We start from the raw sequence: 24,240 nt of genomic DNA on the forward strand, positions 1-24,240 counted from the left end.
GGCAAGGACTTCTCCCCCGATCGTGCCGAAGATCAACATGTGATGACACGACGTTTCACCGTTCTCGGAACGGCCCTGCTCGCGCTGGCGGCCGCGGCCCCCGCCGCGGCCGCCGACACGCGCCCGGAGGCGCCCGCCGCGAGCCCCTGGGACCCCGCGACCGGCACGGCGGCGGGCGCGGGCGCGGCGCGGTCGGCCGCGCAGGTCGAGGAGTACTGGACGCCCGAGCGGATGGCCGCCGCGGAGCCGACGCCGGCCCCCGCGGTGTCCCCCGCCGAGGCCGCCGCGTCCGCGCAGGCCGCCGCCGCGGAGCCGCCGGCGGCCGAGCCGGAGGTCGGCGAGGGCCGCATGCCCGCGGCGTCCGGCGCCGGCGGTCCGGCCTTCGACACCAAGGCGCTGACCTACTTCTCCACCTCTAAGGTCTGGGCGGACCACGGGCGGATGCCCGCCCAGACGGTCGGGAAGCTCTACTACACGCGCAACGGCTCCGGCTACTACTGCTCGGCCGCCACGATCAACTCGTCCAACCGCAACACGATCTGGACGGCCGGGCACTGCGTCACCGACGGCAGCGAGAACTGGTACTCGAACTTCGCGTTCGTCCCGGACTTCCATGACGGCAAGCGCCCGTTCGGCACGTGGACGGGCCGGTCGTGGGCCGCGCCGAACGGCTACTTCGACGGCAAGAACCACCGGTACGACATGGCCGCGATCGCGCTGAACCTCAACAACGGCCGCCGGGTCGGCGACGTGGTCGGCTACCAGGGCTACCGGTTCGGCGAGACCTACAACGAGACGACGTTCCACGACACGCGCGCGTTCGGCTACCCGCAGAACACGCACCCGGCCCGCTCGGGGATCAGCTCCAACAAGCTGCGGTTCTGCGTCGGCTACGCCGCGACGGACGCCCTCTACAAGCGGATCGGCTGCGACATGGGCGGCGGGTCCAGCGGCGGGCCGTGGATCACCGAGATGCCGCTCTCGCGCGGCTGGGGCTACATCATCGGGCACAACGCCTGGCACTACGGGAACGACCCGTGGGAGTACGGCCCGACGCTCGGGACGGCGGCCATCAACGTCCGCGACGCCGTCCACACCGACTGACGGCGACGCCGTCCGCACCGACTGACGGCGGCGGCGCACGCACCGGCGGGCCGCGGCCGGTGCGTGCGCCGGACGGACGGGCCGGTCCCGGTCCCCCCGGTTCCGGGGCCGGCCCGTCCGGCCTCAGGAGGCGTTCCGCGGCGGGGTCGGCTCGGTGTCGCTCCAGCCCGTGTCGCGGATGGCGGTGTAGTTGATGATGAAGCCGGGCTTGCGGTCCTTGTAGGGGCCGCCCGGCTCGGTCAGCACTTCCTGCATGGCCAGCGCGTTCCCGGTCGCCTTGTCGAAGACGATTTCCTGGCGGCTGCTGTAGGTCCCCTGCTGCTCGGGCGGCGTGCCGAACTCACCGGTGACCTCGTAGGAGCGGCTCCCGGACGTCAGCGCGACGCCCTTGCGGCCCAGCGGGTCGGTGGTCTCGCCGACGGCCCGCACCCCGGGCTGGGCCATCAGCGCCTTCATCAGCGCGGCCCGCACCTTCGGGGGGACCGGCAGGTCGCTGAGCCGCCACCCGACCGCCCGGATCTTCGAGGCGGCGACGAACTCCTCGGTCTTCATGTGCGCGGGGAGCTCGCCCCCGCTCGCGTCGATCCGCCCCGCCTCCGGGGTCGTCCCGTCGAACACCTCCGCGGCGAGCTTCTCCGGGTCGGTCGGCAGGTTCCGCAGCTTCTCGAGGGTGTACTTGCCGAGCCACTCCTGCTGCGTGTTGGTGCCGTCGAGCTTCCACGGCGCCTTCTCCGCCATGTCGAAGGTGAGCCACTTGTCGCTCGACCACACCTTGATCTTCGACGGGCTGCCGGCCTTCTTCCACGCCGCCCCGTCCTGCGGGCTCCACATGCGGGGCCCGGGGAACTGCTCGTAGAACGTCACGTCGTCGCCCGGTTCGAGCCCGGCCGCGACGAAGGTCGCGGAGCGCGCGCCGTCGATGGCGTACGCGCCGGTCTCGGCCGGCACGACGTACGACTGCCCGGACACGTGGTCGGTGAAGAAGTACTTGCCCGTCTCCTGCTTCGCCGCGTTCTCCGCCGCCACCAGGACGGCCTGCCTGCCGAGGTCGACCTCGCCCTGCGGGGCGCCCGCTTCCGGGCTCTCGGCGGGCGCCGTCCCCGTCCCGACGGCGGAGACCGCGACGGCCGCGGCGGCGCCGGCCGCGACGATGCCCAGGCCGGCCTTGAGGGGCCAGCCGAAGCGGGTCCGCGCGCGGCGGCCCGCCGACGGGTCCGCGATCTCGCGGCGGAGGCGGCGCCGCCCCTCGTCCTCGGTCCGCTGGTTGGGGGGCTCGTTCAGCATCTCGGCGATCGCCTTCATCTCGTCCATGGTCAGTCTCCTTGCGTCGGGGCGAGGGCCGCCCGAAGCTTCTTGCGCGCCCGGCTCAACCGGGACCCGACCGTGCCGAACGGGATGCCGAGCACGGCCGCGACCTCCTGGTGGGACAGGTCCGCGAGCGCGACGAGCAGCACGACGTCGCGCTCCTTGCGGGACAGTCCGGCCAGGGCGCGGGCGAGGCCCGGCCGCATCCGCGCGGCCGACACGGCGGTCGCGACGCGGTCCTCGTGGCCGCCCGCGTCCGGTTCGGCGCCGAGCCGGGCCAGCGCCCGGTACCGGCGGGTCTCGGCCCGCCGGTGCTGCGCGACGAGGTTCGTCGCGATGCCGAACAGCCAGGGCCGGACGTCGCCCTTCGCGGGGTCGAACGCGGCCCGGCGGCGGAACGCGGCGAGGAACGTCTCGGCGACGACGTCCTCGGCGGCCTGCGCGCCGAGGCGTCCGGCGACGTACCGGTGGATCACCGGGAAGTGCCGGTCGTAGACGTCGGTGAACCGGTCGGGGTGGTCGAGGGACGCGGTGACGAGCGCGGCGTCGTCGATCTCGGGCGCGGCGGTCACGGGGCCGTCCGCGGGGTCCGCGGGCGGGGATCGTCGGGCATGTCACACCTCCGGGGGGATGGTCGTCACCCGTACTCCGCCGGTCCCGCGCCCCGCTTTCGCTTTCCGCCGGACGGGCGGAGGACGAGCGCGGCGAACAGCGCGCCGGACAGCGCGGCGGACAGCACGCCGACCAGCGCGCCCGCCAGCATCGCACCCGCCGCCGGACGGGCCCGGGTCAGTGCGGGGCGGGGCCGGTGGAGCGGCGGATGGCGAGGGAAGAGGCCAGGACGACCTGGTCGCCCGTCCGCATGGCGGCCCACCGCGCCGCCCACCGCGCCGCCCGCGCCCGGGCGCGGTGATCGGGGCCGGTCCGTCCGGTGGCGGCCGCGCAGTAGCCTCCTGCGCGGAACGGACGGAACGGACGGAACGGACGGAACGGAAGGCGCGACATGCCGGCAGACCGCGGCGACGCCGCACTCGACGACCCGGTGGGCGCGTCGCTGCGCGGCCGCCACGCGCACCTCGCCCGCCGGCTCGGCCGGGCCGCCGCCTACGTGCCGGACGTCGCGACGTTCGCCGCGGTGTCCGCCGACCCGGACGCCGCGGAGTGGGACGACCTCGCCCGGCTGCTCGGCCGCGGCGGACTCGCCGACATGTTCAGCAGTCCGGCGGTCCCGCCGCCGGACTGGGAGCCGGTCTTCGTCCTCGACGGGCTGCAGATGGTCTGGGACGGGCCTCCCCCGGAGGACGGGCCCGGCGCGGACGTCGTCGCGCTGGGCGCGGACCGCGTGCCCGAGATGCTCGACCTCGCCGAACGGACCCGGCCGGGGCCGTTCTGGCCGCGCACCCGCGAACTGGGCGCGTACGTCGGCGTCCGGGGGGACGGCGGGCTGGCGGCGATGGCGGGCGAGCGGCTCCGGCCGCCGGGCTGGACGGAGATCAGCGCCGTCTGCACCGCCCCCGAGGCGCGCGGGCGCGGCCTCGCCGCGCGGCTGGTGCGGGCGCTCGTCGCGCGCGCCGCGGCGCGCGGCGAACGTCCCTTCCTGCACGTGGCCGCCGCGAACACGGGTGCGGTCGCGCTCTACGAGCGGCTGGGCTTCGCGGTCCGCAAGCCCGTCACCTTCCGCGGGTTCCGCGTCCCCTGACCGCCGCCGGGCCGCCGGGGCTACTCGGCGTAGGGCTGGTCGGTGCCCTGGTCGCTGTAGCCGAGGCTCCAGATGTAGCCGTCCGGGTCGGCGAAGGTGCCGCCGTAGCCGCCCCACGGCAGCGGACCGGCGGGCTTGAGGACCGTGGCGCCGGCCTTCTCGGCCTCCGCCATCACCTCGTCGACCCGGGCCTCGCTGCGGACGACGTAGGTGAGGACGAGCCCGCTGAAGCCGCTGCCCTCGGGGCTCGTGCCGACCTGCTCGGCCAGTCCGTCGCGGCCGTAGAAGCCGACGGGCGACGCCCCGTCGGACTCGAAGAACACCGAGACGCCCCAGTCGTCCTTGATCTTCCAGCCGAGGCCCTCGGTGTAGAACCGCTTGGACGCCTCCATGTCGCGGACGCCGAGGAGGATCGAGCTCACGTGCGCCTTCATGTCCGTCTCCTTGCTGGTCGTGTTGCCGGTCGTGTCGGAGCGGTCTTCCCGACCGCCGTCCACGGCTCACGCTACGAACGCGCAGGGAGCGGGCGCTTCTCGATTCCTGATCGATCCGGTGGCCCGGACGCCGCGGGCGGGGGAGGAGTACCCCCGTTCGGGGGTGGCGTGGGTCACGCCGGTTGGCCAACGATGCTCCCGAGGTGTTCGTCCGGCCACGAGGAGAGACCACATGCCGGCAGTCGAGTTCCGCAGGGCGCGCGACTTCCTGCTCGAGAACCGCGACGACTACGCGGTGGCGTACGAGCGGTTCCGGTGGCCGGTGCTGACCGGCTTCAACTGGGCCGTCGACTGGTTCGACCGGATCGCCGAGGGGAACGACCGGCCCGCGCTGTGGATCGTCGAGGAGGACGGGACGGAGGCGAAGTTCTCGTTCGCCGACCTGTCGCGGCGGTCGAACCAGGTCGCGAACCTGCTGCGCGAGAACGGGGTGCGGCGCGGCGACCGGGTGATCCTGATGCTCGGCAACCAGGTCGAGCTGTGGGAGACGGTGCTCGCCGCGATGAAGCTCGGCGCGGTGATGATCCCCTGCACGCCGCTGCTCGGGCCCGCCGACCTGCAGGACCGGGTGACGCGCGGCGCGGCGAAGCACGTGGTGGCGGGCGCGGAGCACGCCGGGAAGTTCGCCGGGCTGGAGGGCGACTTCACGCGGATCGCGGTGGGCGCGCCCGTCGAGGGGTGGGTTCCGTACGCGGACGCGTACGGGCTCGCCGAGGAGTTCGTCCCGTATGGGCAGACGATGTCGGGCGACACGCTCCTGCTGTACTTCACGTCCGGGACGACCGCGAAGCCGAAGCTCGTCGAGCACACGCACGCGTCGTACCCGGCGGGGCACCTGTCGACGATGTACTGGATCGGCCTGCGGCCGGGCGACGTCCACCTGAACATCTCGTCGCCCGGGTGGGCGAAGCACGCGTGGAGCAACATCTTCGCGCCGTGGGACGCCGAGGCATGCGTGTTCATCTTCAACTACACGCGGTTCGACGCGGACCGGCTGCTCGACACGATCGAGCGGTGCGGCGTCACGAGCTTCTGCGCGCCGCCGACCGTGTGGCGGATGCTGATCCAGGCCGACCTGGGCCGGCTGGGCACCCCGCCGCGCGAGGTGGTGGCGGCGGGCGAGCCGCTGAACCCCGAGGTGATCGAGCGGGTGAAGGACGCGTGGGGCCGCACCATCCGGGACGGCTTCGGGCAGACGGAGACGACCGTGCAGATCGCGAACACGCCGGGGCAGCCGGTGAAGCCGGGGTCGATGGGGCGGCCGGTGCCGGGCTACCGGGTGGCGCTGATCGACCCGGTGACGGGCAAGCCCGGCGACGAGGGAGAGATCTGCCTGGAGCTGGAGGACCGGCCGCTCGGGCTGATGGTCGGGTACCACGGCGACGAGGACCGGACGGCCGAGGCGATGGCGGACGGCTACTACCACACGGGCGACATCGGCTCCCGCGACGCGGACGGCTACATCACCTACGTCGGGCGGGCCGACGACGTGTTCAAGGCGTCCGACTACAAGATCTCCCCGTTCGAGCTGGAGAGCGTGCTGATCGAGCACGAGGCCGTCGCGGAGGCCGCCGTGGTGCCGTCCCCCGACCCGGTGCGGCTCGCGGTGCCGAAGGCGTACGTGACGCTCGCGGCGGGCTGGGCGCCGGACGCCGCGACCGCGAAGGCGATCTTCGAGCACAGCCGGGCGCAGCTGTCCCCGTACAAGCGGGTCCGCCTGCTGGAATTCGGCGAGCTTCCGAAGACGATCTCCGGCAAGATCCGTCGCGTGGAACTGCGGACGAGCGAGATCGACAAGCATCCCGGCGCCGACGACCGGCCCGAGGGCGAGTTCCGTGAGGAGGACCTGCGATGACGCTCTCGTACGCGTCCGGCGCGTCGAAGGCGCCGCTGCTCGGCGACACCATCGGCACGAACCTGGACCGGACCGTCGCCCTGCATCCCGACCGGGACGCGGTGGTCGAGTACGCGACCGACCGGCGCTGGACGTACGCGCGGTTCGCCGCCGACGTCGACGCGGTCGCGCTCGGCCTGCACGCGCGCGGCATCCGCAAGGGCGACCGGGTCGGGATCTGGGCGCCGAACTGCGCCGAGTGGATGCTCGTGCAGTACGCGACGGCGAAGCTCGGCGCGATCCTCGTGAACATCAACCCGTCCTACCGGGTGCACGAACTGGAGTTCGTCCTGAACCAGGCGGGCGTCCGCACGCTGGTCGCGACGCCGGTGTTCAAGACGTCCGACTACGCCGGGATGATCGACCAGGTGCGGCCGCGCTGCAAGCGGCTGACGGACGTGCTGCTGATCGGCACCGCGGAGTGGGACGGGCTGCTGGAGACCGGGCGGGCGGCGGACGCCGCGGTGCTCACGGAGATCGGCGCGACGCTCAGCGCCGACGACCCGATCAACATCCAGTACACGTCGGGGACGACCGGGTTCCCGAAGGGCGCGACGCTGTCGCACCACAACATCCTCAACAACGGCTACTTCGTCGGCGAGCTGTGCGGCTACGACGAGGAGGACCGCGTCTGCGTGCCGGTGCCGTTCTACCACTGCTTCGGCATGGTGATGGGGAACCTGGCGGCGACGAGCCACGGCGCCTGCGTCGTGATCCCGGCGCCCGCGTTCGACGCGCGCGCGACCATCCAGGCGGCGGCGTCGGAGCGGTGCACGTCCCTGTACGGGGTGCCGACGATGTTCATCGCGGTGCTGAACGAGCCGTCGCTGAACTCGGCGGACCTGTCGGGCCTGCGCACCGGGATCATGGCGGGGTCGCCGTGCCCGGTGGAGGTGATGAAGCAGGTCATCGAGGGGCTGGGGATGGCGGAGGTCGCGATCTGCTACGGGATGACGGAGACGTCGCCGGTGTCGACGCAGACCCGGGCGGACGACACGCTGGACCGCCGCGTGTCCACGGTCGGGACCGTCCACCCGCACCTGGAGGTCAAGGTCGTCGACCCGGCGTCGGGCGCGACGGTCCCGCGCGGGACGCCCGGTGAGCTGTGCACGCGCGGCTACTCGGTCATGCTCGGCTACTGGGAGGAGCCGGAGAAGACGGCCGAGGTGATCGACGCGGCGCGCTGGATGCACACCGGCGACCTCGCGGTGATGGACGACGAGGGGTACGTCAACATCACCGGCCGGATCAAGGACATGGTGATCCGGGGCGGCGAGAACGTGTACCCGCGGGAGATCGAGGAGTTCCTCTACACCCATCCCGACATCGTGGACGCGCAGGTCATCGGCGTCCCGGACGAGCGGTACGGGGAGGAGCTGATGGCGTGGGTGCGGCTGCGGGACGGCGCGCCGCCGCTGACCGCCGAGGCGCTCCGGAAGTTCTGCGACGGAAAGCTCGCCCGGTACAAGATCCCCCGGTACGTGCACATCGTGGACGAGTTCCCCATGACGGTCACCGGAAAGGTGCGGAAGGTCCAGATGCGGGCGGAAGCCGTCGACATCCTGGGCCTCGGCGACGCCGCGGCCGTGCGACACGCCTGAACGATCAGCGTCATCAGGGTTACGGGACGGCGCCTTCCGGTGCATGCTCGACACATGGAGGCGCGGTCATCGGAAGGGCGTCCCGCGGGCCCGGCCCCGGGACCGGACCCGGCGCGGGGCGGCGACGCGGGCGCGGTGCGGGCGGCGGTGCTGGCGCTGCACCGCGCGACGGGCCTGCCGATGGTGTTCGGCGGCGCGCTGACCGGCCGGGACCGGCTGCGCATCACCGAACTGGTCGGCGGCCGCACCGACTCGCTGAACGGGCTCGTCGTGCGGCACGGCTACGGGCTGGGCGGCAAGGCGATGGCGCTGGGCCGCCCCGCGTGGGTGAGCGACTACCCGCGCGCGGCGACGATCAGCCACGACTACGACCGGCCGGTGGGCCGCGAGGGGCTGCTGTCGATCGTGGCGGTGCCGATCGTGGTGCGGCGCCGCGTCCGGGGCGTCCTGTACGGGGCGCTGCGGGAGCCGCTGGGGCTGGCCGACCGGGTGGTGGGCGCGGCGATGCAGACCGCCCGCGACGTCGAGCAGGACCTCGCCGTCCGGGACCGGGCGGACGAGGCGCTGACCCGGCTGCGGCCGGGCGAGGAGGATTCGGCGGCCCGCTGGGAGGAGGTCCGCGCGGTGCACGCGGAGCTGCGGGCGCTGGCCGAGCGGGTGGACGATCCGGTCACCCGGGACCGGCTGCGGGAGGCGACGCTGCGGCTCGCCGCGGCGGGCCTGGCCGAGCCGGCGGCGGACGCCGACGCGGGGCGGGCGCCGCGGCCGGTGCTGTCGCCCCGCGAGCTGGACGTCCTGTCGTACGTGGCGATGGGCTGCACGAACGCGGAGGCGGCGACGCGGCTCGGGCTGGTGCCGGAGACGGTGAAGAGCTACCTGCGGTCGGCGATGCGCAAGCTCGACAGCCACACCCGCATGGAGGCGGTGGCGGCGGCGCGGCGCGCCGGGCTGCTGCCCTGACCGCCCGGACGGGTGCCGGACGGGTGTGTTCGATCGGGCCCGGCGACGGGGTCAGGACGCGCGGGTGCACGCCCGTCGCCGCGGTTCGGCCCCCGCGGTCGTCCCGCTCGACGGATCGTCACCGCGCGGCTGCGCCGGGCCGTGATCGCCCGGTCGTCCCGCCGCGTGCGCGGCGCGGACGTCCGGCCCCCGATGCGTTCGCAACGGTAACACCTCCATGACCTGGCGTGTCCGGGAAATGCACCGATTTCGGGGGCCGGACGGGCTCCGGCGTCCGGTGTCCGGCGGCTAGACGAACGCGCTGACGAGCAGCGCCATCGCGAAGCCGACGACGGACAGGATCGTCTCCAGGACGGTCCAGGTCTTCAGGGTGTCGCGGACCGACATGTTGAAGTACCGGGAGATGATCCAGAAGCCGCCGTCGTTGACGTGCGACGCGATGATCGAACCCGCGGAGATCGCGATGGCGATCAGCGCGATGCCCGCCTGCGAGTGGCCGCCGCTCTCCACGAGCGGCGCGACGATGCCGCCGGCGGTGACGATCGCGACGGTCGCGGAGCCCTGCGCGATGCGCAGCCCGCACGCGATCAGGTAGGCGAGCACGATCGTGGGCAGCCCCGCGTCCGACAGCGTCCCGGCGAGGGCCTCCCCGACGCCGGTCTCCGACACGACCTTGCCGAAGAACGCGCCGCCGCCGATGACCAGCAGGATCATGCCGACGGGACGCAGCGACGCGGTCGCGGTGTCGCGCAGTTCGGCGCCCGTGATGCCGCGCCGGATGCCGAGCAGGTACATCGCGAGGAGCACGGCGATGGTGAGCGCGACGACCGGGTTCCCGAGGAAGGTGAGGACGGGCAGGACGGCCGCGTCCTCCCACCACACGGTGCCGAACGTGGCGAGCAGGATCAGCAGGAGCGGGACGGCGATGATGAGCAGCACGGCGCCGAGCGACGGCTCCGCCTGGGCCTTCGCGGGCGTCCCGCCGTCCTCGCCGGCCTCCGGGCCCTTCTTCTCCCCGACGACGAACTCGTCGGGGACCTCGACGATGACGCGCTTGCCGATCCAGGCGCCCCACGCGACGCCCGCGACCAGGAACGCGGGGATGCCGCAGATCAGGCCGAAGATGATCAGCCAGCCGAGCGGGACGCCGAGCAGCCCGGCCGCGGCGACCGGGCCCGGGTGCGGCGGCAGGAAGGCGTGCGTCATCGACAGCCCGGCGAGCAGCGGCATCGCGTACAGGACGAGCGACCGCCCGCCCCGCTTCGCCGTGATGTAGATCAGAGGTGCCAGGACAAAAATGCCTACATCGAAAAAGACGGGGATGCCGAAGATGAGGCCGGCCAGGCCCATGGCGAGGGGGGCGAAGCGTTCGCCGACGAGCCCGAGGAGCCGCCGCGTCAGCACGTCCGCGCCGCCGGACCGTTCCAGGACGGCGCCGAGGATCGTGCCGAGCCCGACGATCGGCGCGATGTGCCCGAGCAGCCCGCCGAACCCCGTCTCCAGGATCGAGTCGCCGGACTTCAGCGCCGTCCCGACGATCTGCTCGACGCTCAGCCCCGCGACGAGCGCGAGCGCGAGACCGGAGACGACGAGGGCGATGAACGGTTCCAGCTTGACCTTGATGATCAGGAAGAGCAGGACCGCGATGGACAGGGCGCACAGCAGCAGCAGGCCGCCCGTCTCATGTTGCAGCCAGTGGACCATGGTGACCTTTCCGGGGGTGGGCGAGGGGTGGCGGGGGGTTCAGCGGGTCGCGCCGTCCGGGGCGCGGCGCAGCGACCGCCCGGGGAGCGCGCCGGTGCGGGCGCCGTCGTCGATGACCGCGGTCCCGCCGACGAACACGTACGGGACGCCGTCGGGGCGCCGCCGCGGCTCGTCGAACGTGGCGGTGTCGCGGACCGTCGCCGGGTCGAACAGCACGAGGTCGGCGTGGTACCCGGGCCGGACGAGCCCGCGGTCGGCCAGCCGCAGCCGCCGGGCGGCCCGGCCGGTGAGGTGCGCGACGCACTCCTCCAGCGACAGGACGCCCTGCTCGCGGACGTAGCGGCCGAGGTAGCGGGGGAACGTGCCCCACGCGCGCGGGTGCGGCTTCGCCGCCGCCAGCAGGCCGTCGGACCCGCCGGTGTGGCACGGGTGCCGCATGATCGCCTGGACGTTCTCCTCGTGCCCGACGTGCTGCAGGATCGTCGTCGCGAGGTCGTCCGCGAGGAGCCGCTCGCAGTAGACGTCGAACGCCGCTCGCCCGGTCTCGGCGGCGAGGCCGGCGATCGTCCGCCCGACGACCCGCGGATCCGGGGAGCCGGAGATCTCGATCGTCTCCCATTCGGACGGGACGCCGTGGCAGCCGTCGGAGCCCTCGACCTCCATCGCGTGCCGGATCCGGGCGCGCTCGTCCGGGTCGGTGAGCCGGGCCCGCAGCGCGTCCGGGCCGCCCGCCGACGCCCAGCTCGGCAGCAGCGCGGCGAGCGTGGTGGAGCCGGGGAGGTACGGGTAGGTGTCGAGGCTGATGTCGCAGCCGTCGGCGACGGCGGCGTCGAGCAGCCCGAGCAGTTCCCCGGCGCGGCCCTTGTTGACGCCGAAGTTCATGGTGGCGTGGGCGAGGTGCAGGGCGCAGCCGGTGCGGCGCGACAGCTCCACCATCTCGGCGTACGCCTCCAGCGCGCCCGCCCCGTACGAGCGGTGGTGCGGGGCGTAGAACCCGCCGAGGGACGCCACGACGCGGAGCAGCTCGGCGAGTTCGTCGCCGTCCGCGTACATGCCGGGCGTGTAGGTGAGGCCGCTGGACATCCCGACGGCGCCCTCGCGCATGCCGTCCGCGACCAGCTCGCGCTGCCGGTCGAGCTCCGCGGGCGTGGGCGCGCGGTCGTCCCAGCCCATCGCCAGCATCCGGACGGCGCCCTGCGGAACCAGGTAGCAGGCGTTGACGGCGATACCGGCGTCGAGCCGGTCGAGGTACCCGCCGACGCTCCGCCACGACCAGTCGAAGCCGTCCGGGTCGCCGTTCCAGCCGGCGATGGTGCGGCGGATCTGCGGGAGCGTCGTGTCGTCGGCGGGCGCGTACGACAGGCCGTCCTGCCCGAGGACCTCCAGCGTGACGCCCTGGCTCACCTTGGCGACGTGGTCGGGTTCGGTGAGCAGCGCCAGGTCCGAGTGGGCGTGCATGTCGATGAAGCCGGGCGCGAGGACGAGGCCGGCGGCGTCGATCGTCCGGCCGGGGCCGGTCAGCCGGTCGCCGATCTCGGCGATGCGGCCGTCCGCGATCCGCACGTCGGCGGCGCGGCCCGGCGCGCCGGTGCCGTCCACGACCGTCGCGCCCCTCACGACCGTCATCAGAACCACGTCCTGACGAGGTCGACGACGCGCGGATGCTCGGCGTCCGCGTCGTCCACGACGGGGATCAGCGTCCACTTGTCGAACGCGGTGCACGGGTGCGAGAGGCCGAGCCGGACGACGTCGCCGACCTCGACGGCCGCGTCCCGCAGGAAGCCGTGCTGGTCGTTGACGGCGGTGACGCGCGCCCCGGCCACCGGCGCGGCGCCCTTGCCGCGGACGCGCTGCGGTTCGGGCATCCCCTCGTCGTACGGGACGTCGCGCTTGCCGGCGTCGAGGAGCGCGAGGGCCGGTTCGGGGCGGGACACGACGCGCGCCCAGCCGTGCATCGCGGACCGCAGGCCCGCCCCGGACGTCCCGCGCGCGAAGGGCGAGATGCCCCGGTAGAAGCCGTCGTCGTGGATCACGTAGGCGCCCGACCGCAGGACGGTCCGGCCGTGCAGCGGCCCGAGCACCTCGACGACCTGGTCGAAGTAGGCGCTGCCGCCGGCCGTCACGACCGGCTCGTCCGTCTCGTAGTCGAGGCGGCGGTGCAGGTCCGCGACGCGGCGCAGGTAGGCGTCCACGGCGGCGCGGCTGCCGTCGGACGCGTCGTGCGCGAACGCGCCCTCGTAGCCGCCCGCCCCGGCGAGCCGCAGGGTGGGCGCGCGGCGGACCGCGTCCGCGACCGCCCGCGCCTCGGCGACGTCCCGGGCGCCCGTGCGTCCGTCCGGGCCGCCGAGCTCCACGATGACGTCCACCGGGCGGCTCACGCGCGCCGCCCGCAGCGCCGCGTCCATCAGCTCGACCGTCCGGACCGAGTCGGCCCACGACAGGAACGCGAACGCGGGGTCGGCGTCGAGCTGCGCGCCGAGCCACGCGAGCCCGGCCGGGTCGACGAGCGCGTTGGCGAGCATCAGCCGCCGGACGCCGAACGCGCGCGCCACCCGGAGCTGCGGGAGGTTCGCGAGCGTGATGCCCCACGCGCCCGCGTCGAGCTGCCGCCGCCACAGCGCCGGGGCCATCGTCGTCTTGCCGTGCGGGGCGAGGTCCACCCCGGCGTCGCGGGTCCAGGCCGCCATCGCGGCGACGTTGTGCTCGAGGGCGCCGGCGTCGAGGGTCAGCAGCGGCGTGCCGAACGCGTCGAGCGGGAGCGGGTCGGCGCGCACGTCCGCGACCGACATGCCGTCCGCGGACGCGGGTACCGCCTTGAAGCGCCAGTCGAGCCGCTCGCCCCCGAGCGCGTCCACCGCCGCACCGTCGATGCTCTCCGCCATCTGACCTCCCTCATTGCACTGTATGCAACGTACATTGCATTATGTGCTGCAGTGGTTGTAACATCACCGCCCGGAACCGGTCAACAGTGGAGAGGGCGATGGAACCGACGGCCGTCTGCGTGGGCGAGACGATGGCGGTCCTGCTGCCCGAGCGGCCGGGACCCCTCGAGGACGTCCCCGCGTTCCGCCAGTCCTGCGGCGGCGCCGAAGCCAACGTCGCCCGCGGCCTCGTCGCCCTCGGCGTGCCCGCCGCCTGGGCCGGCCGCGTCGGCGACGACGGGTTCGGCCGCCGCGTCGTCCGCGAGCTCGCCGCCTCCGGCGTCGACGTCCGCGGCGCCGCCGTCGACCCCGAGCGCCCCACCGGCCTGTACGTCAAGGAGGCCGGACCGTCCGGCAGCGTCCTGCACTACTACCGGGACGGCTCCGCGGGCTCGGCGATCGGCCCCGGCATGCTCGACGACCCCGTCACCGGGCCGCTGATCGCCGGCGCGCGGCTCGTCCACCTGTCCGGCATCACCGCGGCCCTCTCGGACTCCGCGCTCGCCCTCGCCCGCGCGCTCCTCGCCCGCCCCCGCGGCCACCTCGTCAGCTTCGACCTGAACTGGCGCCCCGCGCTCTGGCGGCACCGCGACCCGTCCGTCCTGCGCGAACTCCTCGACGCCGCCGACATCGTCATGCTCGGCGCCGACGAGGCCGCCGCCGTCCTCGGCACCTCCGACCCGGACGCGCTCCGCGCGCTGCTCCCCGGACCGTCCACGCTCGTCGTCAAGGACGACGCGCACCGGGCGGTCGCCGTCACCCGCGAGGGCGCGGTCACCGAGCCCGCGCTGCGCGTCGAGGTCGTCGAGCCGGTCGGCGCCGGGGACGCCTTCGCCGCCGGATACCTGGCCGCTACCCTTCGGGGGTACGGCCCGCGGCGCCGCCTCCGGCTCGGCCACCTCACCGCCGCCGCCACGCTCGTCGTGCCCGGCGACCACGGGCCCCCGCCCCCGCCGGACCTCGTGGAGGCCCTCCTCTCCGCGTCCCCGGACGCGTGGGCGGGCACCACCGTGCGCGCCTCGGGCATCACCCGCCCGGTGGAGGAGACGACCCCATGAGCCAGAGTCTCGCGCGCGCGCTCGGCATCCTGATCGAACTCGGCGACGGCCCCCGCAACCTGGACGAACTCGCCGCGACCGCGGGCGTCCACAAGACGACCGTCATGCGCCTCCTGCGGACGCTCGAAGCGGAGCGGTTCGTCCACCGCGACGGCGACCACCGCTTCCACCTCGGCTCCCGCATGTTCGCGCTCGCCCGCGCGTCCCTCGAGCAGCACGGCATCCGCGACGTCGCCGCCCCGCACCTCGCGCGGCTCAACGAGTCCACCGGGCAGACGATCCACCTCGGCGTCCTGGACGGCGACGACGTCATCTACCTCGCCAAGTACGACTCCCGGCACGCGATCCGCATGTACTCGCGCGTCGGGCTGCCGATGCCGCTGCACGCCACCGCGATCGCGAAGGTCCTCCTCGCCGACCTCCCCGCGCCCCGCCGCCGCCGCATCGCCGAATCGCTCGAGTACACGCGCTTCACCGAGCACACGATCACCGGCCCCGGCGAGCTGCTCGCCGAACTCGACCGCGTCGCCGAGCAGGGCCACGCCATGGACGACGCCGAGCACGAGACGTTCATCCGCTGCGTCGGCGCCCCCGTCCGCGACGCGTCCGGCCGCGTCGTCGCCGCCGTCTCGATCTCCGTGCCCGAGGTCGTCCTCGACCGGGACGGCGTCCTCGCCCTGCTCCCCGACCTCCTCGCCACCGCCCGCGCCATCTCCACCGATTACGGACACACGGAAGGAAACCCGGAATGAGCGACAAGACGCAGATCACCACGACGGGCGCCCCGGCCGCCGCCTGGGCCTTCTCCCAGGGCGTCCGCAAGGGCCCGCTCCTCCAGGTGTCGGGCCAGGGCCCCCAGGACCCCGAGACCGGCGAGTACGTCCACGAGGGCGACGTGAAGGCCCAGACCACGCGCGTCCTCGAGAACCTCAAGGCCGTCCTCGAAGCCGGCGGCGCGAGCGTCGAGGACGTCCTCATGTTCCGCGTCTACCTCAAGACCCGCGACGACTTCCCCGCCATGAACGAGGCGTACGGCGAGTTCGTCAAGGCCAACTGCCCGAGCGGCGTCCTCCCCTGCCGCACCACCGTCGCGGTCGAACTCCCCCACCCGTCCATGCTGGTGGAGATCGACGCCCTCGCCTGCGTCGACTAACGCCTGTGGACAACGGCGGCATGCCCGTAGCCCGGGCAGGCCGCGACCGCCTGTTTGGTGGCGCACTTCCACCTCGTCCAGGCCGCGCGTCCGCACCTGGAAGCGGGCGACGCCATCATCGCGACCGCTTCGGAGGAAGCGCTCAAGGGCAGCGACACGATGATCGACTACGCCGCCAGCAAGGCCGCCATGGTCAACTTCACCAAGTCGATCGCCTTCCACCTGGCCAAGGACGGCATCCGCGCGAACATCGTGGCGCCGGGCCCCACCTGGACCGTGCTCAACATCGCCGACCGGAACATGCCCCAGGACGGCCTCGCCGAGCTCGGCAGCGAGGGCCCGACGGGACGCGTGGGCCAGCCGGAGGAGATCGCGCCGGCCTACGTCTACCTGGCCTCGGAAGCGGACTCCAGCTACACCGCGGGCGAGATCATCGGCGTCACCGGCGGCCTGACCACCACCCGCTGACCCCTCGGCGGGCACGCCGCCCCAGCCGGTGATCACGGAGCCGAAACGACCCGGCCCGCCTCTTCCGGCCCCGCCTACTGGGTCGGGCGGTGGAGGCGGCCGGTGGCTACGAGCTCCAGGGTCAGCAGGACGGCGATGGCCTCGACGGCCAGGAGGCCGATGAGGACGAGGAGCTGGACGGCGCCGGCCTCGACGGGGTCGGCGCCGCCGAGGAGGACGCCGACGAACGCGCCCGGGAGGGTCACCAGGCCGACCGTGCGGGTCTGGTCCAGGACGGGGAACAGGGCGAGGGCCGCGGCCGGGCGGGCGACCTCGAGGGCCGCGTCGCGTGGGGGCAGGCCGAGCGCGAGGCCCCCCTCGTACTCGCCGCGCCGGGTGTCGAGTTCGTCCAGGGCGCGGCGGCCGGTCAGGCCGGTCGAGGTCATCGCGCCGCCGATCAGGATCCCGGCGATCGGCAGGACCGCCACCGGGCGGGACGGGACGGCGCCCGAGCCGACGAGGAGCGCCAGGACCGGTGCGACGCCGGCGGCGATCGGGGCCGCCGTCCACCAGCCGGGGCCGCGCGTGCGGCCGGTGATGCGGCGGCCCGCCGTGGCGACCGCCACGACCACCATCCCGAGGATGAACAGGGCCGTTCGGCCCGCGCTCTCCAGGACCGCCGCGATCAGCAGGGAGACCGCGGCGAGCTGCACCGCCGCGCGGACGGACGCGACGACCACGTCGCGGCCGACGCCCAGGCCGCCGAACCGGGCGAGGAGCGCGGCCGCCGCCGCGAGCGCCAGGAGGACCAGCCCGAGCACGGGGCCGATCTCCGGTGCCGCGCTCGTCACGGGGTCCATCTTCCCCTTTCACCACGAAAATGATCACAGCGGTCCCGTCCGCCGATACCGTTGGACGCGTGGTGGACGACGAGACGACCGGGACGTCCCGCCGTCGGGCCCTCTGGCTGCTGGGGGCCGTCGCGGGCCTCGCCCTCGCGGCCGACGAGGTGCGCCCCCGGCACGGTTACCGGACGGCGCAGGCGGACGTCGTCCCGGCGAGCCCGGCCGTGGATCCGGCGCCGACCCCGCACCCGACGCTGCGTCCCGCGAGCTGGACGCCCGGGCGGCTGGCGGCGCTGGAGGACCCGGTGCGGGAGCTGACGCAGCTGTCGCCGCCGCCGCCCGCGAAGACGATCGCGCTGACCATCGACGACGGGCCGCACCCCGAGTGGACGCCGCGGATGCTCGACCTGCTCGCCGAGCACGACGTCCGCGCGACGTTCTTCATCATCGGCGAGCAGGTCGCCGAGCACCGGGCGCTGACGCGGCGGATCGCCGACGCGGGCCACCAGATCTGCAACCACACGATGCACCATCCGCTGAGCATGGGCGGCCTGTCGGCGCGCGAGGTCCGCGAGGAGGTCGTGGAGGCCCACGACCGCATCGCGGACGCGACGGGCGTCCTGCCCGGCTACTTCCGCGCGCCGGGCGGGAACTGGACCGAGCGGGTCATGGACGTGATCGCCGAGTACGGGATGCTGCCCATCGACTGGTCCATCGACCCCCGGGACTGGTCCCGCCCCGGCGCCGGCCGCGTCCGCGACCGCCTGCTGGAGGCCGGGGACGGCGACATCCTGCTGTGCCACGACGGCGGCGGCGACCGCTCGCAGACGATCAAGGGGCTGCGGAAGGCGATCCCGGTGCTGAAGCGGCGCGGCCTGACCTTCGCGACGCTCTGACCGTCAGGGGGACGTGAGCGGTTCGTCCCCGTACGCCCGGTGGAGGAGCGCGAGGAAGTCGCGGGCCTCGGGGAGCGCGGCGTCCTCGATGCGGTGCACCGCGACGCCCGCTGTCCACGAGTTCATGACGACGGCCCCGGCGAGGGACGGGACGTCGGCGGGGGTGACCGCGGCGACCCGCTGCGGGACGCCGAGCGCGTCGAGCCTGCGGCGGACGATGCCCATCGTCGTCCCGGTCAGCATCGCGGCGTCCGGCCACACGACCGCGGAACCGTCCCAGAAGGCGAGGTTCCAGATCGTGCCTTCGCTGAAGCGCCCCCGGCGGTCGACGAACGCGGCGTCGTCGAAGCCCCGCGCGGCGGCCCGCCGCAGGTGGTAGGTCTTGCCGACCTCGCCGACGTGCTTCACCGCCGGGAGGTCCCGCTCGTGCTCGACGGCGGCGAGCGCCAGCGGGCCCTCCGGTCCGGACGCGGGCGGCCCGGAGCGGACGAGCACGCGGGGCTCGGCGTCGGCGGCGGTGAACTCGCCCGCCGCACCGAACACGGTCGCCGTCAGCGACACGTCCGCCGGGCCGTCCGCGAGCGCCGTGCGAAGCAGCTCGCGGACGCGTTCGTCCGGTACCGCCCGTCCGAACATCTCGACCGACGCGTTCCGGAGCCGCTCCAGGTGCAGGTCGAGGCCCCGGACGCCGCCGCCGCGCACCTGCATCGCGGTGAAGTGCGCGTATCCGGCGAACGCCAGCGGGTTCAGCTCCGCCGCGGTCGCCGTCCGTCCGTCCAGGTGCGCCACGTACTCGCTCATCGTCGTTCCCCCCATGTCTCGCGGCTGCTGTCGGGGACGACTCTGCCGCCGCCGGACGGGGGCGGCCAGTGCCCCGTCCGTCGTGCGACCGCCGGTCCTGCCACTGGCAGGGTCAGGCAGCCGGGCGCGCGACCGGCGACAATGGACGCCATGGACGATCGTCAGGCCACGCAGGAGTTCGACACCCCCGACGCGGCGTCCGCGTCCGCTTCGCTGGATCCGCATGTCGAGCTCGGCGAGTTCCTGCGGAGCCGGCGCGGGCGGCTGACGCCGGAGGAGGTCGGGCTGCCGGAGTTCGGGCGGCACCGGCGGGTGCCGGGCCTGCGGCGGGAGGAGCTCGCGCAGCTCGCCGGGGTGTCGGTCGCGTACCTCACGCGGCTGGAGCAGGGCCGCGCCCACAACGCGTCCGCGGAGGTGCTGGACGCGCTCGCCCGCGCGCTGCGGCTCACCGCGACCGAGCGCACCCACCTGAACCACCTGGCCCGGTGCCGCCACCACGGCGGCGAGGCGGAGGCCGAGGAGGTGCGGCCCGGGCTGCGGGCCATGCTCGCCGCCCTGGACGGGACGCCCGCGTACGTGACGGGACGCCGCACGGACGTCCTCGCGTGGAACGCGCCCGCCGCGGCCCTGTTCGGCGACTTCGCCGGCGGCAACCTGGCCCGCCTGGTGTTCCTGCGGCCCGACCCCCCGTTCGCGGACCCGGAGGCGGAGGCGGCCGACGCCGTCGGCGCCCTGCGGCGGGACGCGACCTGCCACCCGGACGACCCGCGGCTGGCGGCGCTCGTCGGGGAGCTGTCGCTGCACAGCGCGGACTTCGCGCGCCTGTGGGCGCGGCACCACGTCGAGGAGCGCGCCCACGGGACGCGGCGGCTGCGGCATCCGCTGGTCGGCGGCCTCGACCTCGCGTTCGAGACGTTCCGGCTGCCCGACGGCTCCGAGCAGACGCTGACCGTCCACCACGCCCCGCCGGGGTCCGCCGCCGCCGACCACCTGCGGTTCCTCGCAAGCTGGGGCGGCGGAGCGTCCTAGCCGGGGGTGTACTTGAGTACACCCCCTGTCCGGTGTCCGGGCACACTGTGCCGTGGAGGCGTCCGCCGGAGACTTGACTCGGTGACGATGCCGAGGCGGACGGAGGAACCGGTGAACGGTCAACTGGTCGGAGAGACGCGGTGGCAGGCCCACGCGCGCGCTCCGTGGCGAGGGTTCCGGCTGGGGCTCCTGGGCGTCCCCGCGTTCTTCGTGGGCGCCTGGTTCCTCACCGCCTTCTCGATGGTCTCGCTCGCGATCGGGGTGCTGCTGTTCCCGTCCGCGGTGGACCTCGCGCGCCGGACGGCGGACGTGTACCGGCGGCTCGTCGAACGGTGGACGGGCGTCCGCATCGACCGCCCGTACCTGCCCGACCCCCCGCCGGGCGAGGACGGGATCAAGGGGCGGGTGCGGCTGTTCACCGCCCGGTTCCAGGACCCCGCGACGTGGCGCGACTACCTGTGGCTCCTCGCCGACCCCCTCGTCGTGTTCTTCACGGCGGCGCTGCCCGGCTGGCTGATCCTGTACGGGATCTGGGGCTACCTCCTCGCCGGGTTCGCGGGCGGAGTGATCGCGGACGCCGGCGGCAGCGACTGGTACGCGTGGGTCCACGTCACGACCGGGTACGGGACGGACGCCGGCGCGCGTGCGACGACCGTCGCCCTCGCGACCGTGTTCATCGCCGCCGGGCTCCTGCTGGGCCCGCGGATGCTCGGCGTGTACGGGCGGTGGGCGCAGACGCTGCTCGGGCCGACGGAGAAGTCGCGGCTGGCGCTGCGGGTCCGGCACCTGACGGAGTCGCGGTCGGAGGCCGCGGACGCGTCCGCGGCGGAGCTGCGGCGGATCGAGCGGGACCTGCACGACGGGGCGCAGGCGCGGCTCGTCGCGATGGGGATGAGCCTCGGCGCGATCGAGCACCTCCTCGACCGGGACCCGGAGAAGGCGCGGATGCTGCTGGCGCAGACCCGCGAGTCGTCCGCGAAGGCCCTGCACGAGCTGCGGGACCTGGTCCGCGGCATCCACCCGCCCGTCCTCGCCGACCGGGGCATCGGGGACGCCGTCAAGGCGCTCGCCCTCGACCACCCGATGCGCGCCGAGGTCGCCGTGGACCTCGACGGGCGGCCCGAGCCGCCGGTGGAGTCCGCCGCGTACTTCGCGGTGTCGGAGATCCTCACCAACGCCGCGAAGCACTCCGGCGGGACGCGGCTGTGGATCGACGTGCGGCACGAGGACGGCATGCTGCGGATCTCCGTCACCGACGACGGGCGCGGCGGCGCGTCCCTCGACGGCGGCACCGGGCTGCGCGGCGTCGAGCGGCGGATCGGTACATTCGACGGCGTTCTCGCCCTCAACTCCCCCGCGGGCGGACCGACGATCGTGACCCTGGAGCTGCCGTGCGCGTTGTCCTCGCCGAAGACCTCGCCCTCCTGAGGGAGGGCCTGGTCAGCCTGCTTGAGGCGCACGACTTCGAGATCGCCGCGGCCGTCGACAACGGGCCGTCCCTGCGCAGGGCACTGCTCGACCACCGCCCGGACGTGGCGGTGGTCGACGTGCGGCTGCCGCCGTCGTTCACCGACGAGGGCCTGCAGGCGGCGCTGGAGGCCCGCCGGCACGTCCCGGGCCTGCCGGTGCTGGTGCTGTCGCAGTACGTCGAGCAGCTGTACGCGCGGGAGCTGCTGGCGGACGGCGGCGGCGGGATCGGCTACCTGCTGAAGGACCGGGTGTTCGACGCCGCCCAGTTCGTCGACGCGGTCCGGCGGGTCGCGGCGGGCGGCACCGCGATGGACCCGGAGGTCGTGTCGCGGCTCATCGCGGGCGGCACCCGCGGCACGCCCCTCGCCCGGCTGACGCCCCGCGAGACCGAGGTGCTCGAACTGATGGCGGAGGGCCGCTCGAACGCCGCCATCGCCGAACGCCTCGTCGTCACCGAACGGGCCGTCACCAAGCACACCGCGAACATCTTCGCGAAGCTCGACCTGCCGGTGACCGCCGACGACAACCGCCGCGTCCTGGCCGTCCTCGCCTACCTGAACCGCTAGGGCGTCCAGGGGAACTCGGGGGCGCGGCGCTCCAGGAACGCCGCGACGCCCTCCCGCAGCTCGCCGCTGCCGTCCATCTCCGCGAGCCAGCGGGCGGCCCGGCCGCGGACGTCGCCGCCCGCGGCGACCGCGTCCACGATGTCCTTCGTGGCGCACTGCGTCAGCAGGGACCGGGACGCGAGCGTCGCGGTGAAGTCCGCGATCCGCGCGGGCAGGTCGGGGACCACCTCGTTGAGGAAGCCGATGCGCAGGGCGTCGTCCGCGCCGATCAGCTCCGCCGAGAACAGCAGGTGCTTCGCCGCCGCCGGGCCGACCAGCCCGACGAGCCGCTCCGTGGCGGCCGCCGGGTAGACGATGCCGAGCCGCGCCGGGGTGATCCCGAACCGGGCGCCCGCCGCCGCGAACCGCAGGTCGCACGCCGCCGCGAGCTGGCAGCCGCCGCCGACGCACACGCCCTCGATCGCCGCGATCGTCGGCTTCCCGAACGCCGCGAGCGCCCGCTCCGCGACCGTCGACAGGTGCGTGTCGTCGTCCCGGTGGATGGCGTCGAGCTCCCCGATGTCGGCGCCCGCGCAGAAGTTCCCGCCCGCGCCCGTCAGCACCACCGCCCGGACGGACGCGTCCGCGGCGAGCCCGTCGAGGATCCGGGGCAGCTCGCGCCACATGTCGGCCGACATCGCGTTCCGCTTGCCCGGACGGTCGATCGTGATCGTCCCGATGCCCCCGGCGACCTTGCAGTGCAGCACCCGAGCATCGTAAAGGGAACCCCCGACCCTCGCCCGTACCAGGGTCGCCCTCCACCTACAGAAGGACTTTCTTACGCCCGCGCCACACACTCCAGACGGATTCCGAGACACCCCCTGTGAGGGAGGAATTCCGCCGCCGCTCAGCGGATTCTTGTAACTGGGCGGCTTTTAAGGAAACGGAGTCCGTGGTGCAGCAGAGCACACGCGCCTTCTGGACGATCGGCCTGGACGATCCGCTGGCGACCGTGCCCGACCGGGCCGGCGCCAAGGCGGCGAACCTCGCGCGGGCCGCGGGGCACGACCTGCCCGTCCTCCCCGGGTTCGTGATCCCCGTGCCGTGCGTGGACCGGCACGAGCGGTACGCCGACACCCACGACCTGCGGGTGGCGTGGGCGCGGCTGAGCCGCGACGGCGAGCGCGCCCTGGTGGTGCGGTCGTCGTCCACGCTGGAGGACGGCGAGGTCTCCTCGATGGCGGGCCGGTTCACGTCCGTCCTCGGCGTGGCCGGGTGGGCGGACTTCCGGCGCGCGGTCGACGAGGTCGCCGCGTCCGCGACGGGCCCGGGGACGATGGCGGTGCTCGTCCAGCCCGAGCTCGACGCCGCGTCCGGCGGGGTGATGTTCGGCGCCGACCCGGTCGACGGGCGCACCGACCGGGTGATCGTGTCGGCGGCGCCGGGCGGGCCGCAGGCGCTCGTCGGCGGCGAGGTCGACGGCACCCGCTACGACCTGACCCGCCGCGGCCGCCTCGTCGGCGCCGACCGCGACGGCGGCCCGCTCACGCCGCTCCAGCTCCGCCGCCTCGCCCGGCTGGCCGCGCGGACGGCGCACGTGTTCGGCGGCCCGCAGGACGTCGAGTTCGCGTTCGGGCACGACGGCCGCCTGTGGCTGCTGCAGAGCCGCCCGGTGACGGCGCTCGCCCCGCTCCCCCCGCGCGGCGCCGTCCTCCTCGGCCCCGGCCCGGTCGCCGAGACCCTCCCCGACCCGCTGTCGCCCCTGGAGGAGGACCTCTGGCTCGTCCCCCTCGACCGGGGCCTCGGCGAGGCCCTCGCCACCGCGGGCGCCGTCTCCCGGCGGGCGCTGCGCCGCGCCCCGACCGTCCGCGCCGTCGGCGGCCGCGCCGCCGCCGACCTGCGCCGCCTCGGCGCCGAACCGGCCCGCCGCCGGCGCCTCGACCCGCTGAACCCGCTGCCGCCGCTGCGCCGCCTGCGCGCCGCGTGGCGCGTCGGCCGGCTCCGCGCCGAACTCCCCGCCCTCGCCGCCGACATCGCCGCGGGCGTCGACGCCGATCTGGCGGCCGTCCCGTCCCTGCACGAACTCACCGACGCCGACCTGGCCGCCGCGCTCCACTGGACGCGCGCGACCCTCACCGCCCTGCACGGCCTCGAAGCCCTCGCCGGGACGCTCACCGCGCCCGAGACGGGCGACGGCGGCGCGACGGCCGCGGGCCACGGCCTCGCCGCGCTGGCGCGGGGCCGCGCCCGGGGCCACGCCGACGCACGCATCGTCGCGTCCGAACCGGGCGTCCTCACCCTCACCCCGCCCGCG

The 24,240-nt window shown here is 74.6% G+C and carries 24 protein-coding genes; 14 read left to right on the forward strand and 10 right to left on the reverse strand.

Annotated elements, in window-relative coordinates:
- The first annotated feature begins 42 nt into the window (after positions 1 to 42).
- Positions 43 to 1,104, forward strand: a complete 1,062-nt coding sequence (locus tag DMH08_RS10425; protein ID WP_125613311.1) for a trypsin-like serine peptidase — start codon at positions 43 to 45, stop codon at positions 1,102 to 1,104.
- Positions 1,105 to 1,227: 123 nt separating this feature from the next.
- On the opposite strand, the gene DMH08_RS10430 is transcribed toward DMH08_RS10425, so the two are convergent.
- The 3 genes from DMH08_RS10430 to DMH08_RS42340 all read right to left on the reverse strand — a co-directional run bounded on the left by DMH08_RS10430 (position 1,228) and on the right by DMH08_RS42340 (position 3,172).
- Positions 1,228 to 2,415 carry a CU044_5270 family protein gene (locus tag DMH08_RS10430; RefSeq protein WP_125613313.1) on the reverse strand — a complete coding sequence of 396 codons (1,188 nt, stop codon included), beginning with the start codon at positions 2,413 to 2,415 and terminating at the stop codon, positions 1,228 to 1,230.
- Positions 2,416 to 2,417: 2 nt separating this feature from the next.
- The gene (locus tag DMH08_RS10435; protein WP_026402840.1) at positions 2,418 to 2,981 is read right to left on the reverse strand and encodes an RNA polymerase sigma factor; all 564 of its coding nucleotides are present in this window, start codon (positions 2,979 to 2,981) and stop codon (positions 2,418 to 2,420) included.
- 65 nt (positions 2,982 to 3,046) lie between these two features.
- The gene (locus DMH08_RS42340; protein WP_267898534.1) at positions 3,047 to 3,172 is read right to left on the reverse strand and encodes a hypothetical protein; all 126 of its coding nucleotides are present in this window, start codon (positions 3,170 to 3,172) and stop codon (positions 3,047 to 3,049) included.
- 240 nt (positions 3,173 to 3,412) lie between these two features.
- Here DMH08_RS42340 and DMH08_RS10440 point away from each other — a divergent pair, with 240 nt between their 5' ends.
- Positions 3,413 to 4,108, forward strand: coding sequence for a GNAT family N-acetyltransferase (locus DMH08_RS10440; RefSeq protein WP_125613315.1), 696 nt, complete (start codon positions 3,413 to 3,415; stop codon positions 4,106 to 4,108).
- A gap of 20 nt (positions 4,109 to 4,128) precedes the next feature.
- Here DMH08_RS10440 and DMH08_RS10445 read toward each other — a convergent pair whose 3' ends face one another.
- Positions 4,129 to 4,542 carry a VOC family protein gene (locus DMH08_RS10445; RefSeq protein ID WP_026402847.1) on the reverse strand — a complete coding sequence of 138 codons (414 nt, stop codon included), beginning with the start codon at positions 4,540 to 4,542 and terminating at the stop codon, positions 4,129 to 4,131.
- A 232-nt stretch (positions 4,543 to 4,774) separates the two neighbouring features.
- Here DMH08_RS10445 and DMH08_RS10450 point away from each other — a divergent pair, with 232 nt between their 5' ends.
- From DMH08_RS10450 to DMH08_RS10460, 3 genes are read left to right on the forward strand one after another with little or no spacing between them, the layout of a single operon-like run.
- A complete protein-coding gene (locus DMH08_RS10450) occupies positions 4,775 to 6,457 on the forward strand; it encodes an AMP-binding protein (RefSeq protein ID WP_125613316.1) in 1,683 nt (560 codons plus the stop codon).
- Positions 6,454 to 8,097 (forward strand): AMP-binding protein, encoded by a 1,644-nt coding sequence (locus DMH08_RS10455; RefSeq protein ID WP_125613317.1) that lies wholly within the window; start codon positions 6,454 to 6,456, stop codon positions 8,095 to 8,097. The genes DMH08_RS10450 and DMH08_RS10455 overlap by 4 nt, the downstream gene beginning before the upstream one ends.
- A gap of 54 nt (positions 8,098 to 8,151) precedes the next feature.
- Positions 8,152 to 9,057, forward strand: a complete 906-nt coding sequence (locus DMH08_RS10460) for a helix-turn-helix transcriptional regulator (protein WP_125613318.1) — start codon at positions 8,152 to 8,154, stop codon at positions 9,055 to 9,057.
- A gap of 288 nt (positions 9,058 to 9,345) precedes the next feature.
- Here the strand turns inward: DMH08_RS10460 and DMH08_RS10465 are convergent, their stop codons facing one another.
- The 3 genes from DMH08_RS10465 to DMH08_RS10475 are packed head-to-tail and all read right to left on the reverse strand — an operon-like array spanning position 9,346 to position 13,643.
- On the reverse strand, positions 9,346 to 10,761 hold the full coding sequence (locus tag DMH08_RS10465; protein ID WP_125613319.1) for a GntP family permease: 1,416 nt from the start codon (positions 10,759 to 10,761) through the stop codon (positions 9,346 to 9,348).
- A gap of 39 nt (positions 10,762 to 10,800) precedes the next feature.
- Entirely contained in the window at positions 10,801 to 12,387 is a 1,587-nt protein-coding gene (locus tag DMH08_RS10470; protein ID WP_125613320.1) for an N-acyl-D-amino-acid deacylase family protein, read from the reverse strand.
- Complete coding sequence (locus DMH08_RS10475) at positions 12,387 to 13,643, reverse strand: amino acid deaminase (protein WP_125613321.1); 1,257 nt, start codon at positions 13,641 to 13,643, stop codon at positions 12,387 to 12,389. The genes DMH08_RS10470 and DMH08_RS10475 overlap by 1 nt, the downstream gene beginning before the upstream one ends.
- 98 nt (positions 13,644 to 13,741) lie before the next feature.
- On the opposite strand from DMH08_RS10475, the gene DMH08_RS10480 reads away from it, so the two are divergent.
- Genes DMH08_RS10480 through DMH08_RS10495 form a run of 4 tightly spaced genes read left to right on the forward strand, consistent with a single transcriptional unit; the run spans position 13,742 to position 16,361 of the window.
- The gene (locus DMH08_RS10480; protein WP_199747722.1) at positions 13,742 to 14,740 is read left to right on the forward strand and encodes a sugar kinase; all 999 of its coding nucleotides are present in this window, start codon (positions 13,742 to 13,744) and stop codon (positions 14,738 to 14,740) included.
- Positions 14,737 to 15,492, forward strand: coding sequence for an IclR family transcriptional regulator (locus DMH08_RS10485; RefSeq protein ID WP_026402854.1), 756 nt, complete (start codon positions 14,737 to 14,739; stop codon positions 15,490 to 15,492). Before DMH08_RS10480 ends, DMH08_RS10485 begins: the two co-directional genes overlap by 4 nt.
- The gene (locus DMH08_RS10490; protein ID WP_026402855.1) at positions 15,489 to 15,893 is read left to right on the forward strand and encodes a RidA family protein; all 405 of its coding nucleotides are present in this window, start codon (positions 15,489 to 15,491) and stop codon (positions 15,891 to 15,893) included. Before DMH08_RS10485 ends, DMH08_RS10490 begins: the two co-directional genes overlap by 4 nt.
- Before the next feature lie 57 nt (positions 15,894 to 15,950).
- Positions 15,951 to 16,361, forward strand: a complete 411-nt coding sequence (locus DMH08_RS10495; protein WP_125613322.1) for an SDR family oxidoreductase — start codon at positions 15,951 to 15,953, stop codon at positions 16,359 to 16,361.
- 74 nt (positions 16,362 to 16,435) lie between these two features.
- Here the strand turns inward: DMH08_RS10495 and DMH08_RS10500 are convergent, their stop codons facing one another.
- Positions 16,436 to 17,200 carry an ABC transporter permease gene (locus tag DMH08_RS10500; protein ID WP_125613323.1) on the reverse strand — a complete coding sequence of 255 codons (765 nt, stop codon included), beginning with the start codon at positions 17,198 to 17,200 and terminating at the stop codon, positions 16,436 to 16,438.
- Positions 17,201 to 17,259: 59 nt separating this feature from the next.
- Here DMH08_RS10500 and DMH08_RS10505 point away from each other — a divergent pair, with 59 nt between their 5' ends.
- Positions 17,260 to 18,081: a polysaccharide deacetylase family protein gene (locus DMH08_RS10505; RefSeq protein ID WP_233617516.1), complete on the forward strand. Its 822-nt coding sequence runs from the start codon at positions 17,260 to 17,262 to the stop codon at positions 18,079 to 18,081.
- A gap of 3 nt (positions 18,082 to 18,084) precedes the next feature.
- Here DMH08_RS10505 and DMH08_RS10510 read toward each other — a convergent pair whose 3' ends face one another.
- Positions 18,085 to 18,882, reverse strand: a complete 798-nt coding sequence (locus tag DMH08_RS10510; protein ID WP_125613325.1) for an aminotransferase class IV family protein — start codon at positions 18,880 to 18,882, stop codon at positions 18,085 to 18,087.
- Positions 18,883 to 19,032: 150 nt separating this feature from the next.
- Between DMH08_RS10510 and DMH08_RS10515 the strand changes: the two genes are divergently transcribed.
- The 3 genes from DMH08_RS10515 to DMH08_RS10525 all read left to right on the forward strand — a co-directional run bounded on the left by DMH08_RS10515 (position 19,033) and on the right by DMH08_RS10525 (position 21,947).
- On the forward strand, positions 19,033 to 19,911 hold the full coding sequence (locus DMH08_RS10515; protein WP_125613326.1) for an MmyB family transcriptional regulator: 879 nt from the start codon (positions 19,033 to 19,035) through the stop codon (positions 19,909 to 19,911).
- 111 nt (positions 19,912 to 20,022) lie between these two features.
- Positions 20,023 to 21,339, forward strand: a complete 1,317-nt coding sequence (locus DMH08_RS10520) for a sensor histidine kinase (protein ID WP_233617517.1) — start codon at positions 20,023 to 20,025, stop codon at positions 21,337 to 21,339.
- Positions 21,303 to 21,947, forward strand: a complete 645-nt coding sequence (locus tag DMH08_RS10525; protein ID WP_026402860.1) for a LuxR C-terminal-related transcriptional regulator — start codon at positions 21,303 to 21,305, stop codon at positions 21,945 to 21,947. Before DMH08_RS10520 ends, DMH08_RS10525 begins: the two co-directional genes overlap by 37 nt.
- On the opposite strand, the gene DMH08_RS10530 is transcribed toward DMH08_RS10525, so the two are convergent.
- Positions 21,944 to 22,693: an enoyl-CoA hydratase/isomerase family protein gene (locus DMH08_RS10530; protein WP_125613327.1), complete on the reverse strand. Its 750-nt coding sequence runs from the start codon at positions 22,691 to 22,693 to the stop codon at positions 21,944 to 21,946. The two genes, DMH08_RS10525 and DMH08_RS10530, sit on opposite strands and share 4 nt — an antisense overlap.
- Positions 22,694 to 22,881: 188 nt before the next feature.
- Here DMH08_RS10530 and DMH08_RS10535 point away from each other — a divergent pair.
- A partial coding sequence (locus tag DMH08_RS10535; protein WP_325052918.1) for a PEP/pyruvate-binding domain-containing protein occupies positions 22,882 to 24,240 on the forward strand: 1,359 nt, incomplete at its 3' end.

Origin of the sequence: Actinomadura sp. WAC 06369 (assembly GCF_003947565.1) — a bacterium.
Taxonomy (GTDB): domain Bacteria; phylum Actinomycetota; class Actinomycetes; order Streptosporangiales; family Streptosporangiaceae; genus Spirillospora; species Spirillospora rifamycini.